This window comes from Pseudomonas pisciculturae (assembly GCF_015461805.1).
Classification (GTDB): Bacteria; Pseudomonadota; Gammaproteobacteria; order Pseudomonadales; family Pseudomonadaceae; genus Aquipseudomonas; species Aquipseudomonas pisciculturae.
Genome location: NZ_JACVZE010000007.1, coordinates 273,561 through 290,062, shown reverse-complemented (window position 1 = coordinate 290,062; position 16,502 = coordinate 273,561). Strand labels below are relative to the sequence as shown.

At 58.7% G+C, this 16,502-nt stretch carries 17 protein-coding genes and 2 pseudogenes; 9 read left to right on the top strand and 10 right to left on the bottom strand.

The annotated features are described in order from the left end of the window. Positions 1 to 2 precede the first annotated feature (2 nt). Complete coding sequence (locus tag ICY20_RS20380; RefSeq protein ID WP_194938448.1) at positions 3 to 491, top strand: hypothetical protein; 489 nt, start codon at positions 3 to 5, stop codon at positions 489 to 491. A gap of 130 nt (positions 492 to 621) precedes the next feature. Here the strand turns inward: ICY20_RS20380 and ICY20_RS28490 are convergent. From ICY20_RS28490 to ICY20_RS20370, 3 genes and pseudogenes are all read right to left on the bottom strand, one after another. Continuing rightward, positions 622 to 1,041 (bottom strand): annotated as a pseudogene (locus ICY20_RS28490) (methyl-accepting chemotaxis protein); the annotation flags it as partial. A gap of 123 nt (positions 1,042 to 1,164) precedes the next feature. Continuing rightward, a pseudogene (locus ICY20_RS28485) lies at positions 1,165 to 1,941 on the bottom strand (PAS domain-containing protein); the annotation flags it as partial. 143 nt (positions 1,942 to 2,084) lie between these two features. After that, positions 2,085 to 2,954, bottom strand: a complete 870-nt coding sequence (locus tag ICY20_RS20370) for a LysR family transcriptional regulator (protein WP_159955708.1) — start codon at positions 2,952 to 2,954, stop codon at positions 2,085 to 2,087. Positions 2,955 to 3,062: 108 nt separating this feature from the next. Here ICY20_RS20370 and gstA point away from each other — a divergent pair, with 108 nt between their 5' ends. From gstA to ICY20_RS20355, 3 genes are all read left to right on the top strand, one after another. Then, positions 3,063 to 3,665, top strand: coding sequence for a glutathione transferase GstA (gstA, locus tag ICY20_RS20365; protein WP_194938446.1), 603 nt, complete (start codon positions 3,063 to 3,065; stop codon positions 3,663 to 3,665). 309 nt (positions 3,666 to 3,974) lie between these two features. Next, positions 3,975 to 4,412, top strand: a complete 438-nt coding sequence (locus tag ICY20_RS20360) for a GNAT family N-acetyltransferase (protein ID WP_159955704.1) — start codon at positions 3,975 to 3,977, stop codon at positions 4,410 to 4,412. 60 nt (positions 4,413 to 4,472) lie between these two features. Then, entirely contained in the window at positions 4,473 to 5,291 is an 819-nt protein-coding gene (locus ICY20_RS20355) for a class I SAM-dependent methyltransferase (RefSeq protein ID WP_194938445.1), read from the top strand. A gap of 75 nt (positions 5,292 to 5,366) precedes the next feature. Here the strand turns inward: ICY20_RS20355 and def are convergent, their stop codons facing one another. From def to ICY20_RS20340, 3 genes are all read right to left on the bottom strand, one after another. Continuing rightward, positions 5,367 to 5,906 carry a peptide deformylase gene (gene def / locus ICY20_RS20350; protein WP_159955700.1) on the bottom strand — a complete coding sequence of 180 codons (540 nt, stop codon included), beginning with the start codon at positions 5,904 to 5,906 and terminating at the stop codon, positions 5,367 to 5,369. Positions 5,907 to 5,909: 3 nt separating this feature from the next. Beyond that, positions 5,910 to 6,860 (bottom strand): YihY/virulence factor BrkB family protein, encoded by a 951-nt coding sequence (locus ICY20_RS20345; RefSeq protein ID WP_159955698.1) that lies wholly within the window; start codon positions 6,858 to 6,860, stop codon positions 5,910 to 5,912. A 176-nt stretch (positions 6,861 to 7,036) separates the two neighbouring features. Continuing rightward, positions 7,037 to 7,228, bottom strand: a complete 192-nt coding sequence (locus tag ICY20_RS20340) for a CsbD family protein (protein ID WP_159955696.1) — start codon at positions 7,226 to 7,228, stop codon at positions 7,037 to 7,039. Positions 7,229 to 7,428: 200 nt separating this feature from the next. Between ICY20_RS20340 and ICY20_RS20335 the strand changes: the two genes are divergently transcribed. Then, positions 7,429 to 7,806, top strand: a complete 378-nt coding sequence (locus ICY20_RS20335) for a hypothetical protein (protein WP_194938444.1) — start codon at positions 7,429 to 7,431, stop codon at positions 7,804 to 7,806. A 117-nt stretch (positions 7,807 to 7,923) separates the two neighbouring features. On the opposite strand, the gene fadD1 is transcribed toward ICY20_RS20335, so the two are convergent. Continuing rightward, positions 7,924 to 9,615 (bottom strand): long-chain-fatty-acid--CoA ligase FadD1, encoded by a 1,692-nt coding sequence (fadD1, locus tag ICY20_RS20330; RefSeq protein WP_194938443.1) that lies wholly within the window; start codon positions 9,613 to 9,615, stop codon positions 7,924 to 7,926. Between the two features lie 393 nt (positions 9,616 to 10,008). After that, a complete protein-coding gene (gene fadD2, locus ICY20_RS20325; RefSeq protein WP_159955689.1) occupies positions 10,009 to 11,697 on the bottom strand; it encodes a long-chain-fatty-acid--CoA ligase FadD2 in 1,689 nt (562 codons plus the stop codon). A gap of 201 nt (positions 11,698 to 11,898) precedes the next feature. On the opposite strand from fadD2, the gene ICY20_RS20320 reads away from it, so the two are divergent. Next, entirely contained in the window at positions 11,899 to 12,843 is a 945-nt protein-coding gene (locus tag ICY20_RS20320) for an alpha/beta hydrolase (protein WP_159955687.1), read from the top strand. Positions 12,844 to 12,913: 70 nt separating this feature from the next. Beyond that, positions 12,914 to 13,384, top strand: coding sequence for a MaoC family dehydratase (locus ICY20_RS20315; protein WP_159955685.1), 471 nt, complete (start codon positions 12,914 to 12,916; stop codon positions 13,382 to 13,384). 146 nt (positions 13,385 to 13,530) lie between these two features. On the opposite strand, the gene ICY20_RS20310 is transcribed toward ICY20_RS20315, so the two are convergent. Then, positions 13,531 to 13,998, bottom strand: coding sequence for a ferritin-like domain-containing protein (locus ICY20_RS20310; RefSeq protein WP_159955683.1), 468 nt, complete (start codon positions 13,996 to 13,998; stop codon positions 13,531 to 13,533). A 206-nt stretch (positions 13,999 to 14,204) separates the two neighbouring features. Between ICY20_RS20310 and ICY20_RS20305 the strand changes: the two genes are divergently transcribed. Continuing rightward, on the top strand, positions 14,205 to 14,441 hold the full coding sequence (locus ICY20_RS20305) for a DUF3820 family protein (protein ID WP_159955681.1): 237 nt from the start codon (positions 14,205 to 14,207) through the stop codon (positions 14,439 to 14,441). Positions 14,442 to 14,451: 10 nt separating this feature from the next. Further along, the gene (locus tag ICY20_RS20300) at positions 14,452 to 15,627 is read left to right on the top strand and encodes an aminotransferase class V-fold PLP-dependent enzyme (protein ID WP_194938442.1); all 1,176 of its coding nucleotides are present in this window, start codon (positions 14,452 to 14,454) and stop codon (positions 15,625 to 15,627) included. 202 nt (positions 15,628 to 15,829) lie between these two features. On the opposite strand, the gene ICY20_RS20295 is transcribed toward ICY20_RS20300, so the two are convergent. Beyond that, the gene (locus tag ICY20_RS20295; protein ID WP_034139098.1) at positions 15,830 to 16,495 is read right to left on the bottom strand and encodes a bifunctional 4-hydroxy-2-oxoglutarate aldolase/2-dehydro-3-deoxy-phosphogluconate aldolase; all 666 of its coding nucleotides are present in this window, start codon (positions 16,493 to 16,495) and stop codon (positions 15,830 to 15,832) included. Positions 16,496 to 16,502 lie beyond the last annotated feature (7 nt).

Sequence of the window (16,502 nt, the reverse complement as noted above, 5' to 3'; positions counted from 1 at the left end):
TCATGCTGGTTAACAACAACACCCAAGCCGTGACCACCGTGCAGCAACTCAAGCGCTCCGACATGGACCCGGCCAACGCCGCTGCCAGCGCGCTGTACAGCGGTGCCCTGCAAGCGGCGCAGCAAAGCGTGACCGTGCCGGCTGCGCAGAAGGCATTGGACAAGGCCGCCGACCGTATCGACGAAGCCTTCGCCAAAACCCGTGTGCAGTTGCAGGCCAGCACGACCGATGTGCCGGCCACCAGTGCCACGTCTGCGGCGCGCTCCGAGTTCACCGACTACATGAGCAAATCCCCAGCCGAACGCATTCGTGAGCAGTTGCTCAAGGAGCAAGGTTTGACCGAGGCGGATGTGCAGAACATGTCCCAGGAAAAGCAGGACGCGATTTCCAAGCAAGTGGCCGACCGTGTGAAACAACAGCAAGAGCAGCAGCTAACGGCCAAAGCCACTGACCCAGCGCACACTGTTAAAGAAACCCTGGCAGCGATCTAAGCCACAGCACTGATCCAATGTGAAAGCAGGCTTGTGTGGGAGCTGGCTTGCCTGCGATTGCATCGCCTCGGTACATCTGAAGCACCGAGGTGCCTGTATCGCAGGCAAGCCAGCTCCCACATTGATAGAGTTATTGCAGTTGCAACGTCGAATTGAACTGGCCAATCGCATCGACTACATGCCGTGAGCCTTCCTGAATTTCCAGGATCACCTGCCCCGCCTCGTTCGCCAACTCCACCCCCAGCCCCGTGCGACTCAAACTCGACTGCATGCTCGACACCGCACTCAGCGACAGGTCGTGGTTCTTGCGCACCACGTCCACAATCTCCACCGTGGCCTGGCTGGTGCGGGCCGCGAGGGTGCGCACTTCATCGGCTACCACGGCAAACCCACGCCCATGTTCACCGGCCCGCGCGGCTTCGATGGCGGCGTTGAGCGCAAGCATATTGGTCTGCTCGGCAATGCTGCGGATGGTCTGCACAATCGCGCCGATGATGTCGGACTGTTTGCTTACCGCATCGATGCTCTTGGCCGCCTCGTTCAGGTCGTGGGAAATCTCTTCGATAATCTGCACGGTTTGCTGCACCACCTCCGAGCCTTTACGGGCGCAGGCGTCGTTTTGGACGGAGGTGGCGTGGGCGGAATCGGCGGCGTTGCGCAGGGTGGTCACCTGATCGGTGATGTCACTGGCGAACTTCACCACTTTGTACAGGCGCCCGTTGGTGTCGAAGATCGGGTTGTAGGACGCTTCCAGAAACAGGGTCTTGCCGTATTTGTTTTTGCGCTCGAAACGGTGCGAGTGGTATTCGCCGCGGTTGAGGGACGCCCAAAACGCCTTGTAGGCCGGCGATTCCACTTCGCTGCGATGGCAAAACATACTGTGGTGCTGGCCGATGATTTCTTCGCGGGAATATTGCACGGTGCGCAAAAAGTTGTCGTTGGCGTTGAGGATCTGCCCCTGGGGCGTGAACTCGATCACCGCCATGGACCGGCTGATGGCATCGATCAGGCTTTGGTTTTCGTGTTCGTGGTGAACCCGCGCCGAAATGTCCGACGCCACCTTGATGACACTCTGCACCTGTTTTTCGCTGTCCAGCACCGGCATGTAGCTGGCTTCAAGCCACACTTCTTCACCGCGCTTGTTCAGGCGCATAAACGTGCCACTGATGGCCTCGCCCCGCGCCAGGTCGCGCCACAACTTGGCGTATTCCTCGGTATGGGTGTAGGCCTCTTCGCAGAACACCCGATGGTGCTTGCCACGGATCTCATCGGCACTGTAGCCCATGGTTTTGCAGAAGTTGTCATTGGCGTCGAGGATCACCCCATGACGGTCGAACTCGATCATCGCCATGGAACGGCTGATGGCGGCGAGTTTGGCGTTGGATTCGGTAAGGGCGCAGGAGAAACGTTCGATTTCTTGCAGGTCGGCTTTGTGGTGGAGGTTGAACATGGTCAGATCACCCTTGATTCCCGGCGCCAAAAAGGCGCATTCCATTCATTTATGGGGAAACAACCATCCGAATCGCTTTATATGCCAAGCGTCATCAACGGTTCTGGGTGAGCATAGACAGGGCTTGGCGCTATGCAAGGTCACTAGTCAGCCAGCATTTTTAACAATGCACGGGTGGCGACGGACGGTGATCGGGTCGGGGCGCCGACCAAGGCGAATTCCCGATGCAGCGGCTCCGTCAACGGCATCACACGCAGGCCATTGCGCTGCACCGGCAACGCCATTTCCGGCACCAGGGTCACGCCGACACCCTCGCGCACCAGGCTGTAGGCGCTGCTCCACTCACGCACCTCCACGCGGATGTCCCGCAGGGTCAGCCCGGCAGTGGCGCCCAGGCTGCGAGCATTGGCAACGCACCCGCCAGTGGCGAGCACGAAAGATTGGTCGAGCAGTTCGGCCAGCGTCACCGTTGCATCCGCCGGGCGTTGCGCCAAGGGGTGGTGTATTGGCAGCACCGCCATCCAGAAATCGCGGCCCAGCACCGTGGCGTTTTGTTCAGGCTTGGGGTTGAGCACCACGCCCAGGTCGATCAAATCGGCGTTGAGCAAGGTGTGCACTTCGTTATCGCTGACATCCAGGGTGGTGACCTCGATACCGGGATACAGCTGCGCGAAACGCTGTAAAAGTGGGGTCAGGAACGTCGCCAACACCATGGGGAAACTGGCGATGCGAAGCGTCCCACGTAGGGTGGGCTTGGCATCGTCCACCGTGCTGCGAATCGCCTGAAGGGCGCCGAGCATCACCCGCGCCTGTTCGATCACACTGAGCCCCAGTGCAGTGGGCAACGTCTTGCGCGGCTCCCGGGTGAATAACTGCGCGCCCAACGTCGCCTCCATGCCCGCCATAGCCTGGCTGGCGGCGGATTGGGTCATGCCCACACGTTCGGCGGCAGCGGTGATGCTGCCGTGATCAGCCACGGCCACCAGCAAGCGCCAGTGCATCAGGTTCATCATGACAGTAGCTGTCCTTATGGCAGGGGGCTGAAGGTTTAATTTTACGCACGGTGCCATGGCCGCGAGACTGGCGCAAATCCCCTCTCCCACGATCAGGAATTGCCAGAGATGAAACTGTATTACTTCCCCCACGCCTGCTCCCTCGCCCCTCATATTGTGCTGCGGGAATTGGCGCTGCCATTCGAGCTCGTGCGGGTGGACAACCAAAAGAAAATCACCGCAAACGGCGAGGACTTCCTGCAAATCAACCCCAAGGGTTACGTGGCGGCACTGCAACTGGACAACGGCCAGGTACTGACCGAAGCCAGTGCGATCCTGCAATACCTGGCCGACCTTAAACCCACAGCCAACCTGGCCCCGGCCAATGGCAGTTGGGAGCGCGTGCGGTTGCAGGAATGGCTGAACTTCATCGCCACCGAGATTCATGGCGGGTTAGCGGTGTTCTTCAACGGCGCGATTCAGGGCGATGTGCGGGCGATGTTCCAGGCCACGCTGTTTAAGCGTTTTGCGGTGCTGGTGCAGACGTTGGAACGCCAGGATTATCTGCTGGGCGCGCAGTATTCGGTGGCGGATGCGTATCTGTTTGTGGTGCTGCGCTGGGCCGCTTTCCACTCCATTAACCTGAGTGAATGGCCGGCACTGGATGGGTTTCAACAACGAGTCGGTCAGCGCTCGGCAGTGATTGCTGCGTTGGCTGCCGAAGCTGAATGACCTGAAATGCGATCACCCTTTGGGTGATGTTTCCCGCGCGGTGCTGGGGCGCGGGAAATCTTGCGGATGCCTGGTTTTAAAGGTTTAACTCAATGGCCGAACAAACCGCTCTCGGTTTTCTTGGCTTTCTTGTCGGCGCGTTTTTCATCGGCGGTCTTTGCCGGTTTTTTCTTCGCGGCTTTCTTTGAATCCATACCTTTGGCCATGATGCGTACTCCACTGTAAGGGGATGTAGCAGTGGGTATACCACCTATTGCCAGGCAGAAGGCGCTTATAATCCCCGCCCCTCCATCACGCTGCCTGAACACCATGCCCGAGTTGACCATCGATCTGCTGGCAGAGCCCCTGTGGCCGCTGCTGAACAAGTTTTACCGCAACCACAACTCGTCGATGAAGGCGCTCAAGGGCGGGCATTTGTGGGTGGCGCGCGAGGGCGAGATTGTCGCCGGCTTGTGCCTGACGCCGGTGGTGGGTGGGCAATGGTTGACGGGGGTATTTGTAGACCCGGCCTATCGCGGCCAAGGGTTGGCGGCGAAGTTGATTCTTCAAGCGCTCGCGTCGGTGCAAGGCACGACATGGCTGCTGTGCCATCCGGATCTGGAAACGTTGTACCAGCGCATGGGCTTCACCCAGGACACGCTATTGCCACAATCCCTCAGCGAGCGGTTGGTGCGCTACAAGCGCAACAAACCCATGATCGCGATGGGCTTAGAACCTTTGGTGAGGTCGTCCTTAGATAATGTGTGATCGGCCGAGAGAGGGCCCGTGCTAGCCTCGGCGGCACAGTGGCCCACTTTTCGGATGATCATGAAAACGACGTTTGCAGTGCTGTCCCTTACCGCCCTCCTCCTCCCCACGTTCACCCAGGCCGCCGACGCGCCCATCAGCGCCAAGCAGTACCAAAGCGTACTGGCCGGCAGCTGGCGCGACCCGGCCAACAGTGCCCGCGACGGCTATCGTCACCCGCAGCAGACCCTGGAATTCTTTGGCCTGGGCGCCAAACAGACGGTGATCGAGATCACCCCCGGCGGCGGTTGGTACAGCGAAGTGCTGTCGCCGTTGCTCAAGGACCATGGGCACTACATCGCTGCTGTTCAGGCGGCGAGCAGCAGTGCGTATGCGCGTACGTCCGAAGAGAACCTGAAAAAGAAATTTGCGGCTGACCCGACGCGGTATGGCCAGGCCCAGGTGGTGGAGTTCGATCCCAAGGCACCGGTGTTTGGCAAGCCCGGTTCGGCGGACGCGGTGCTGACGTTCCGCAATGTGCATAACTGGGTCGCGGCGGATACGGCGTCGACGACCTTCCAGGCGTTCTACAGCGTGCTCAAACCCGGTGGCGTGTTGGGTGTGGAAGATCACCGGGCCAAAGACGGTGCCGACCTCGAAGCGATCAAGGACAGCGGCTATCTGACCACCGCGCAGGTGGTGAAGCTGGCAACGGATGCCGGGTTCAAGCTGGCGGGCCAAAGTGAGGTGAATGCCAACCCGAAGGACACCAAGGATTACCCGGCGGGTGTGTGGACATTGCCCCCGACCTTGAAGCTGGGGGAGCAGGATAAGGCCAGGTATGTGGCGATTGGCGAATCGGATCGGATGACGTTGCGGTTTGTCAAACCAACCCAATAACCCAACTTGAAATGCAGACTAAATGTGGGAGGGGGCTTGCCCCCTCCCACATTTAAACTCCATTGTGTCTGAAGGTTACTCGTCAGCTGTTGGGTCCATGTCCGGGAACATCACTTCAATAAACCCGAACTTGGTGAAATCGGTAATCCGCGACGGGTACAACCGGCCGATCAAGTGATCGCACTCATGCTGCACCACCCGCGCATGAAAACCATCGGCAATCCGCACAATCGGCTCGCCCTTGGGGTCGAAACCCTCATAGCGAATCTGCTGGTAACGCTCCACCGCGCCACGCAGGCCGGGCACGGACAGGCAGCCTTCGTAGCCCTCTTCCAGTACCGGACTCAACGGCGTGATCAGTGGGTTGATCAAGATGGTCTGCGGCACCGGCGGCGCGTCCGGGTAGCGTTCACTGGCCTCGAAACCAAAGATCACCAGTTGCAGGTCAACGCCGATCTGCGGTGCGGCCAACCCGACGCCGCCCACGTGCTCCATGGTCTGGAACATGTCATCGATCAGTTGCCACAGCTCGGGGCTGTCGAACATTTCCGGGGGTACCGGTGGCGCGATACGCAGCAGGCGCTCGTCGCCCATTTTCAGGATTTCACGGATCATCGATCAGACTTCATCGGTAGTGGGCTTGGAATGGTCTCGACCTAAGCCTGAGACGTGCTGTTTTTCATCGGTGTGGCCGGGTTCATCGAACTCTTTTTCACCAGGGTCTTTGCCCTCGGCGGACATGTGTTCGATCACCGCATTCATCTCCGCGCCCAGCAGCAACACAGCGGCAGAAATATAGAAGTACAGCAGCAAAACGATGATCGCACCGATACTGCCATACATGGCGTTGTAGTCGGCGAAGGTTTTGACGTAGTAGCCAAACCCCAGGGACGCGACGATCCACACCACCACCGCCAGCACGGAGCCTGGGGTGATAAAGCGAAATTTCTGTTCTACGTCGGGCATCACGTAGTACATGAGGGCCACGGCAAACATCAGCAGGATCACGATCAGCGGCCAGCGCACGATGGTCCACAGGGTCACTACGAACTCCTGCATGCCGATCTGCCCGGCCAGCCATTCCATCACTTGCGGGCCCAGCACCATCAGTGCAGCGGCGGCCAGCAGCATGCCGGCGATGCCCACGGTGTAGAAGATCGACAGCGGAAAGCGCTTCCAGATCGGCCGGCCTTCGACTACGTCGTACGCGGCGTTCATGGCGCTCATCATCAGGCGCACACCGGCCGAGGCCGTCCACAGCGCGATCACAATACCGACCGAAAGCAGACCACCCTTGGATTGCTGCAACTGGTCGATTACCGGGTTGACCTGCTCCAGCGCCTGGGGCGGCAATACCAGTTCTGATTGCAGGCGCAGCCAGGTGAAGAAGTCCGGCAGGTGCAGGAAGCCAATCAGCGCGATGAGGAACAGCAGGAAGGGAAACAGGGAAAACAGCATCTGGTAAGCCAGCGCCGAGGCGTAGGTGGGCATCTCGTCGTCGACAAATTCCTTGACGGTGCGCACCAGCACTTTGTGAAGCTTGAGGCCATCGAGGACCGGAAAAATCATAGCGTCTCCTTTCGCCGCAAAAAGGACAGGTTCGTGGGCGACTCAGGGGCCGTTTTCTACCTCAAGGTAGCCTATTTGACGACCTCGAAACAATTTCCAAACTTTAATTACAGCCACTGACACAAAAACGGCCATCCGTGGATGGCCGCGTGGCTGCGCATTCGCAGTCAGCCGGGTCAGGCCTTGTCGATGGTTTTCTTTACCGCATCTTTGGCCTTGCCGACGGCTTGCTGAGCTTCGCCTTTCTTTTCCTGAATCTTGCCTTCGGTCTCAAGCTTGGTGTTGTCGGTCGCTTTGCCGACACCTTGCTTGATGTTGCCTACAGCTTCGTTTGCCAAACCTTTTGCCTTATCCGCTGTGCTGCCCATGGTATTTCTCCAGAAGAACAATCAAGGGTTTTTGGTCATTACCTAGAGATTGACCCAGGGGCATTCGGCAGAGTTTCAATTATTTTCAGGCGGCATTTCATCGCCCGTCGCAGGTTTGGCTTTATGTTTTGCAGCCAACCCACGAGAATGCCCGGCACATTCAGGCTATAACGCTGAATAACAGATCCCGTAGGAAGGTTATGAAACTCAATAAAGCACAGGCCATCGCCCGCAGAAATACCGAACTGGGCGGTGCCGTACTCGGCGTCAACAACTGCCACTTCACCGACCTGGACCACAAGCGCAACATCTGGTGGTTCGACCTGCCGCTGGGCCGTATTGCGGTGGGCCAGTACGAGTGGATTCACTTGTTGATGCACAACGCCGAGACCGACCAGTTGCTGCACCTGAAGGTGCCGACGGCGTTCCTGCGTGAGCACATCGAAGGGTTGGTGGTGCGCAATGCCAACAAGCGCAAGCCGGAAATTACGCTGGAGCTGAGCGCGGATAAGGATTCGTTCCTCAAGGACGTACGCCCTGCCGGTGCTAACGTAAGCTTCGCCCACTTCGCCCTATAAGAATTCGGTCAAAAAATGTGGGAGGGGGCTTGCCCCCGATAGCTGAGTGTCAGTCACTGCATCTGGTGACTGATACACCGCCATCGGGGGCAAGCCCCCTCCCACATTTAGATTGCGTTACTTTTTAAGACCGAGTTTCTTCAGTTCTTCATCCCGCAACTCCCGCCGCAGGATCTTGCCCACGTTGGTCGTCGGCAACGCATCGCGGAACTCCACGGATTTGGGCACTTTGTACGCCGTGACATTGGCGCGCATGTGCTCCATCACCTGATCTTTGGTCAGGGTCGCACCCGGCTTGACCACGATAAACAGCTTGATGATCTCCCCGGATTTGTCGTCCGGCACGCCGATGGCCGCGCACTGCAGCACGCCCGGCAGGCCCGCCAGCACGTCTTCCAGCTCATTGGGGTACACGTTGAAGCCCGAGACCAGGATCATGTCCTTCTTGCGGTCGACAATGCGCATGTAGCCATCCGGCTGGATGATCGCGATGTCGCCGGTCTTGAGCCAGCCTTCGCTGTCGAGCATTTCGTCGGTAGCGTCCTGGCGCTGCCAGTAGCCCTTCATCACCTGGGGGCCCTTGACACACAGCTCACCGGTTTCACCCAGTGGCAGTTCGGTGCCGTCATCAGCAATCACTTTGCACACGGTGGACGGCACCGGAATGCCGATGGTGCCGATCTGGATATGCTGGATCGGGTTCACCGTGGCCACCGGGCTGGTTTCGGTCATACCGTAGCCTTCGCAGATACCACAGCCGGTCACGGCCTTCCAACGCTCAGCCGCTGCCAGTTGCAGGGCCATGCCGCCCGACAGGGTGACTTTCAGCGCAGAGAAGTCCAGCTTGCGGAATGCCTCGTTGTTGCACAGCGCCACAAACAAGGTGTTGAGCCCGACAAAGCCGCTGAACTTCCACTTGGACAGTTCCTTGACCATCGCCGGCAAATCACGCGGGTTGCTGATCAGGATGTTGTGGTTGCCGATCAGCATCATCGCCATGCAATGAAAGGTGAACGCATAGATGTGGTACAGCGGCAGCGGCGTGATCAGTATCTCGCAGCCTTCGTTGAGGTTGGAGCCCATCAGTGCCTTGCATTGCAGCATGTTGGCCACAAGGTTGCGGTGGGTGAGCATCGCGCCCTTGGCCACGCCGGTGGTGCCGCCGGTGTACTGCAACACTGCAACATCGCTGCTCACCGGGCTGGCATCGCTGACCGGTTGGCCGTGCCCCTTGGCCAGCACGTCATTGAATTTGATCGCCTTGGGCAAGTGATACGCCGGGACCATTTTCTTCACGTACTTGATGACACTGTTGACCAGCAGGCGCTTGAACGGCGACAGCAGGTCGGCAACTTCGGTGACGATCACATGCTTGACGGCGGTCTTGGGCACGACCTTTTCTGCCAGGTGGGCCATGTTGGCCAGGCAGACCAGCGCCTTGGCGCCGGAGTCGTTGAATTGGTGTTCCATTTCCCGCGCGGTGTACAGCGGGTTGGTGTTGACCACGATCAGGCCAGCACGAATGGCGCCGAACACAGCGACCGGGTATTGCAAAACGTTGGGCAGTTGCACGGCGATACGATCGCCGGGCTTGAGGTCGGTATGCTGTTGCAGGTACGCGGCGAAGGCGCCGGACAATTCATACAGCTCACCGTAGGTGATTGTTTTGCCCAGGTTGCTGAAAGCCGGTTTGTTGGCGAAGCGCTGGCAGGACTGTTTAAGTACCGCCTGAATATTTGGATACTCGTCTGGATTGATCTCTGGAGCAATCCCGGCCGGGTACTTATCCTTCCAAAAGTCTTCGTTCATGGAAGCCCACTCCTCAGCGACGTCAGCGACGCGAATTCTTCATCGCATTTGATGCGATTATTATTGGTGTATGTCTTTTAGGGTGAATCTGGCGCTTTCAAGCAGGCCTAGACGTCACAAAGCGCGCCGAGAGTAGCAGCTTTGCCAAGGGCCGCCTAGAGCCAAAAGAGGGGCCCACAGTCATAAACACGACTGTAGGACAATATTTGGTCACAGTTTAATTGACGCTGGAACTCTTCAGTAAAAGGCTCTGGAATAGGCCCCTCAGAACAACGCAAGACAAATGTGGGAGGGGGCTTGCTCCCGATAGCGGTGAATCAGTCGATACATCCGGTGACTGTTACACCTCAATCGGGAGCAAGCCCCCTCCCACATTTTTAACCGCATTTCACATCAGGCGATGTCGCGCAGCTCCCTGCGCAAAATCTTGCCCACCGGCGTCATCGGCAACGACTCCCTCAACACAATATGCTTGGGCACCTTGTACCCCGTGAAGTTGGTCTTGCAGTAGGCCTTCAACTCCTCAAGGCTCACCCCTTCGGCACGCGCCACCACAAACAGCTTCACCGCCTCCCCTGTACGCTCATCCGGAACGCCGATCACCGCGCAGTTGGCCACTGCCGGGTGGGCCATCACCACGTCTTCGATCTCGTTGGGGTACACGTTGAAGCCCGAGACGATGATCAGGTCTTTCTTGCGGTCGACGATGCGAATAAACCCATCCTCATCGATCACCGCGATGTCGCCGGTCTTCAGCCAGCCTTCAGCATCCAGCGTATCGGCGGTAGCCTCCGGTTGCTGCCAGTAGCCCTTCATCACCTGCGGGCCCTTGATGCACAACTCGCCACGCTCGCCCATGGGCAGTTCGACGCCTTGATCATCGATCACCTTCATCGCGGTGCCCGGCACCGGAATACCCACGGTGCCCAGGCGCGATTTATTGCCATAGGGGTTGGTACTGGCCACCGGTGAGGTTTCTGTCAGGCCGTAGCCCTCGCCTATCGCGCAGCCGGTGATTTGCTCCCAGCGTTCGGCGGTGGCCTTGATCAACGCCGTGCCGCCGGAGTTGGTGAGTTTGAGATGGGAGAAATCCAGGGTCTTGAAGTCGGGGTGATCCATCAACGCTACAAACAAGGTGTTAAGCCCCAGCAGCCCGGTAAAGCGCCACTTTTTAAGCTCCTTGATAAAGCCGCCGATGTCCCGCGGGTTGGTGATCAACACGTTGTGGTTGCCGGAGACCATCATGCACATGCAATTCGCGGTGAAGGCATAGATGTGGTACAGCGGCAGCGGCGCGATCATCACCTCCTGGCCTTCCTTGATCAGCGGGTGGCCGTCCTCGCCAGTCTGGGACATGCACGCGCGCACCTGCTGCATGTTGGCCACCAGGTTGCCATGGGTCAGCATCGCGCCCTTGGCAAGGCCGGTGGTGCCGCCGGTGTATTGCAGCACGGCGATATCATCGAGGGTTACCGGGTGACGGGTAATGCCCAGGCCCGCGCCCATGCGCAGAGCGCGCTTGAACGAAACCGCGCGTGGCAGGTTGTAGGCCGGGACCATCTTTTTCACCTTGTCGACCAAGGTGTTGACCAGCCAGCCTTTGGCGGCGGGCATGAAGTCGCCCATCTTGGCTTCGATCAAGTAGTCGATCTCGGTGTCGGCACACACCTCCTGCACCCGCGAGCCGAACAGGTTCAGGTACACCAGCGCACGCACGCCGGCATCCTTGAACTGGTGGCGCATCTCACGCGGGGTATACAGCGGGTTGGTGTTGACCACGATCAACCCGGCGCGCAGGGCGCCAAATACGGCAATCGGGTAATGCAGCACGTTGGGCATTTGCACGGCGATGCGCTCGCCCGGCTTGAGGTCGGTGTGCTGCTGCAGGTAGCCGGCGAACGCCGCGCTCTGGCGCTCAAGCTCGGCGTAGGTCAGGGTGATGCCCATGTTGCTGAACGCCGGACGGTCGGCAAAGGCCTTGCAGGACCGCTCGAAGACTTCGATCACCGACTTGTAGGCCGTCAGGTCGATCTCGTTGGGAACGCCCGCCGCGCGTTTGTCATTCCAGAAATCAGGTTGCATTATTCTTGTCCTCTTACCTGAGTGTGTCCGGCCGCATAGAAAGCGGAGCTTTGGGGACGTTAGCAGTTATGGCTAAACAGGCAAATACTGGAAAGAGCGTCATTGATTGCGTGAATCTTCCTACACGGCCTAGGGTTGATCAGGCGCTTTTCGTGGGATGCGCTATACACTGCAACCACCCCGAGCAAAGGAGCCGCCGCCATGGACCACAGCACCTTCTGGCTGACTGCCAATGACCGCAGTCGCCTTTACGTCAACCAATGGATGCCGCAGGGCAAGCCCAAGGCCCTGGTGATGTTGTCCCATGGCATGGCCGAGCACAGCGGGCGCTATGGGCGCCTGGCCGAAGCCTTGTGCGCTGCGGGCTACGGTCTGTATGCGCCGGACCAACGCGGCCACGGCCGCACGGCCGACGAGGGCACCCTGGGCCTATACGCCGAAAAAGATGGGTGGAACAAAGTGGTGGGCGACCTGGCCAGCCTCAACCAGCACATCGGCCAGCAGCAGCCGGGGCTGCCGATCATCTTGCTGGGCCACAGCATGGGCAGCTATATCGCCCAGGCCTACCTGCTGCACCACAGCGCCAGCCTGGATGGGGCGATTCTCAGCGGTTCGAATTTCCAGCCGGTGGCGCTTTACCGGGCTGCACGCGTGATCGCCCGGGTCGAGCGCGCGCGCCAAGGTCTGCGTGGGCGCAGCGCGTTGATCGACTTCCTGTCGTTCGGCTCGTTCAACAAAGCGTTCAAGCCCAACCGCACCGCATTCGACTGGCTCAGCCGTGACCCGGATGAGGTCGACACGTACATCAACGATCCACTGTGCGGCTTTCGATGCACCAACCAACTGTGGATCGACCTGCTGGGCGGCTTGCAGCAAATCAGCAAAGCGTCCAATCTCGCGCAGATCGACCCCGGCCTGCCGATCCTGGTGACCGGCGGCGAATGTGATCCGGTCAGTGAAGGCAAGCGTCTCACCCTCCTGGCCAATGCCCTGCGCGACGCCGGCTGCCAGCAGGTGCAACTGACGATCTACCCGCAGGCGCGTCACGAAGTGTTCAATGAAACCAACCGTGATCAAGTCACAGGGGATGTATTGACGTGGCTCGACCAGGCCCTGACCTTGCGCAGGCCGGCTCGCTGCGAATAACTTTTCTTTTGAAATCAGCCGTTTAAAATCGGCCGATAATTACCGATTAGCCACAGGATGCACCTTTAAGATGACCCAGGTAACCAACACCCCATACGAAGCCCTCGAAGTCGGCCAGACCGCCAGCTACAGCAAGTTGGTTGAAGAGCGCGATATCCAGCTGTTCGCCGCCATGTCCGGTGACCACAACCCGGTGCACCTGGATGCCGAATACGCCAAGGCGACCATGTTCAAGGAGCGTATCGCCCACGGCATGTTCAGCGGCGCCCTGATCAGCGCGGCCGTGGCCTGCGAGCTGCCTGGGCCGGGCACTATCTATATCGGCCAGCAGATGAGCTTCCAGAAGCCCGTGAAGATCGGCGACACCCTGACCGTGCGCCTGGAAATCCTTGAGAAACTGCCGAAGTTTCGCGTGCGCATCGCTACTCGGGTGTTTAACCAGCGTGATGAGTTGGTGGTGGATGGTGAGGCAGAGATTTTGGCGCCGCGTAAGCAACAGGTTGTTGAACTGACCGAATTGCCACCGATTACCATCGGCTGATCTCGATCCAAAGAGCCATACAAATCCAAATGTGGGAGGGGGCTTGCCCCCGATAGCGGTGGGTCAGTCATAGATATTTTGACTGTCACTGCGCTATCGGGAGCAAGCCCCCTCCCACATTTTTTACAGCATTTACAGCGTAGGGCTTACGACTGAGCGCGAGCCTGGTTACGCAGCGCTTTCACCTGATCGTGATTGCGTTGCGCACCGTGGAACTGACGCTCCACCAGGTCACGAATACCCAGCAGGTTATGCTTGTTGATCTTCTCGATGGCTTCTTTGTAAGCCTTCAGTGCGTGGTCTTCACCGCGCTCGGCTTCGTTCAGCACGGCCTCTTCATCTTTACCGGTGACCAACGACTTCACGTCGACCCAGCCACGATGCAACGCACCGGCCACACTGCCCGATTCTTCCGGATCGCCACCCAATGCACGTACTGCCGTTTGCAGTTCGGCAGCGGCGGATGCGCAATCAGCGGAGCGTTTCAAGAACAGCGCTTTGAGCTCTGGGTGCTTGATGTCTTCAGCACAAGTAGCGAAACCTTTCTGGCCGTCTTTGCTGGTCTCGATCAGGTCGTTGAGAACGGAGATCGATTCTTTATTGATGTCAGTCATTTTCTAATTCCTTGTGCGGGTTAAGAAGGTTGTCTTATTGATTGCAGCGCCCGTGCCAGGTTTTATCAAACTACTTAATCGTTAATTATCAATAATTTACGAATTATTGAACCATCTGTATGTACGTTATTTGCATGATCTGTCATTTGGCCTTCATGCAGAATGCCTGTATTTTCCAAACTCTCGACTCATCTGCCTGAAACCCCATGAACCCCGAAAAACTCGAACTGCTGATCACCCGCCAAATGCCCTTCGGCAAATACAAGGGACGGATCATCGCCGACCTGCCCGGCCCCTACCTGAATTGGTTTGCCCGTGAAGGTTTCCCCCACGGCGAGCTGGGCGGTTTGCTGGCGTTAATGCAGGAAATCGACAGCAACGGCCTGTCCGAATTGCTCGAACCCTTACGGGTGAAACACGGTAAACCCGCCCCTCGCCATTAAGAGCCTCGCCATGCCAAGGAATGCAGACAACGAACGTCACTGGCAAGCCATTGCCCAGCGCTATGACCTGGAGCCCGGGCCTATCAACCTGGAGAACGGCTACTTCGGCCGCATGAGCCGAGCGGTGCAGGCGCAGTATCTGGAACACGTTGCGTTTATCAACCGCAGTAACTCGCTCTACGTGCGCCAGCGCTTTGAGCAAGGCGAGAACGTCGAGGTCCGCCGCCAATTGGCCGAGCTGATCAATGTCGACCCCGAGTCAGTTGCCTTCACCCGTAACGCCACCGAAGCGTTGCAGTCGCTGATTCGAAACTACAACCGCCTGCAACCGGGCGACCAGGTGCTGATCAGTGACCTGGAGTACGACACGGTCAAAGGCGCGATGCGTTGGCTGGCTGGCGTGCGGGGCGTGGAGGTGATCGAACTGTCCCACGCGCACCCGGCGAGTTTCGACAGCCTGCTACAGACCTATCGTGATGCGTTTGTGCAGTACCCACGTTTAAAACTGATGGCACTCACCCACGTGACCCATCGCACCGGGCTGGTGATGCCCGTTGCGGCGATTGCCAAAGCCGCGCGTGAGCATGATGTAGACGTGATCCTCGATGGCGCCCATGCCCTGGGTCAAATCGACTTCAACCTCACCGAGCTGGGCATTCAGTTCGCCGGTTTCAACCTGCACAAATGGATCGGTGCACCGCTGACCCTGGGCTTTCTGTACATCGCGCCAGAACGCCTGGCGGATATCGACCCGGACATGGGCGAGTTCCACTACCCACCTACCGACGTACGAGCGCGCACGTCCTACAGCACACCGAACTTTCCGGCGCTGATGACCTTGCCGCTGGTGTTTGAAGAACATCGCGCCTTGGGTGGCTCGGCGGCCAAGGGCGCGCGGGTGAATTACCTGCGCGATCTTTGGGTGAGCTTGGTACGGCCGTTGGCAGGGGTTGAGGTGCTGACGCCGGATGATCCGCGGCTTTATTGTGGGATTACGGCGTTCAAGTTTGTGGGTAAGGATCAGCAGGTGATGGTGGATCGATTGCTCAGGGATTACGACCTGTTCACCACGACCCGAGTGGGCGCGGCATTTGGCACCTGCATTCGGGTGACGCCGGGGTTGGTCACGTCAGCGGCGGATATCAATGTACTGGTCCACGCCATCACCGAACTGAACGCAGAATAAAATGTGGGAGGGGGCTTGCCCCCGATGGCGGTGTGTTAGCTGCAGATAGGTTGACTGACACTCTGTCATCGGGGGCAAGCCCCCTCCCACATTTGATCGGCGTTGAATTCAACATTTTTTACAGGCAAAAAAAAGCGGCACACCGACCAAGTGCGCCGCAAAAATGCCGTTAAGCACAGCAACAACGATTCGTTAAATCAGATCAGTCCAGCAGCGCCAGCGCCTGCGCGGTGACTTCCTGGATACGCGCCCAGTCGCCGTTCTTGATCCACTCCGGGTCGAGCATCCAGCTACCACCCACGCACATCACGTTTTTCAACGCCATGTAGCTCTTGATGTTGGCCGGGCCGACGCCGCCGGTGGGGCAGAATTTCACTTCGCCAAACGGGCCGCCCAGCGCCTTGATGGCGGCTACGCCACCGCTGACTTCAGCCGGGAACAGCTTGAAGCGGCGATATCCCAGGCCATAGCCTTCCATGATGCCCGAAGCATTGCTGATGCCCGGCAGCAGCGGAATTGGGCTGTGCACCGAAGCTTCCAACAGGTCGCGGGTGATGCCTGGGGTGACGATAAATTGCGAGCCGGCCACTTCTGCCGCTTCGAGCATGTGGCGATCCAGCACGGTGCCAGCACCGGTGCACAGTTCAGGGCGTTGCTCGCGCAGTACCTGAATGGCCTTGAGGCCGAACTCGGAACGCAGGGTCACTTCCAATGCGGTCAAACCACCGGCTGCCAGAGCATCGGCCAGCGGCAGGATGTCCTGTTCGCGGGCAATGGTGATCACCGGCAGAATCCGCGCCTTGGCGCAGAGGCTGTCGATCAGGGCAACTTTATCCGCCATGGAAACGGTCGGTTGAGGGCTTTTCATAGCGGCT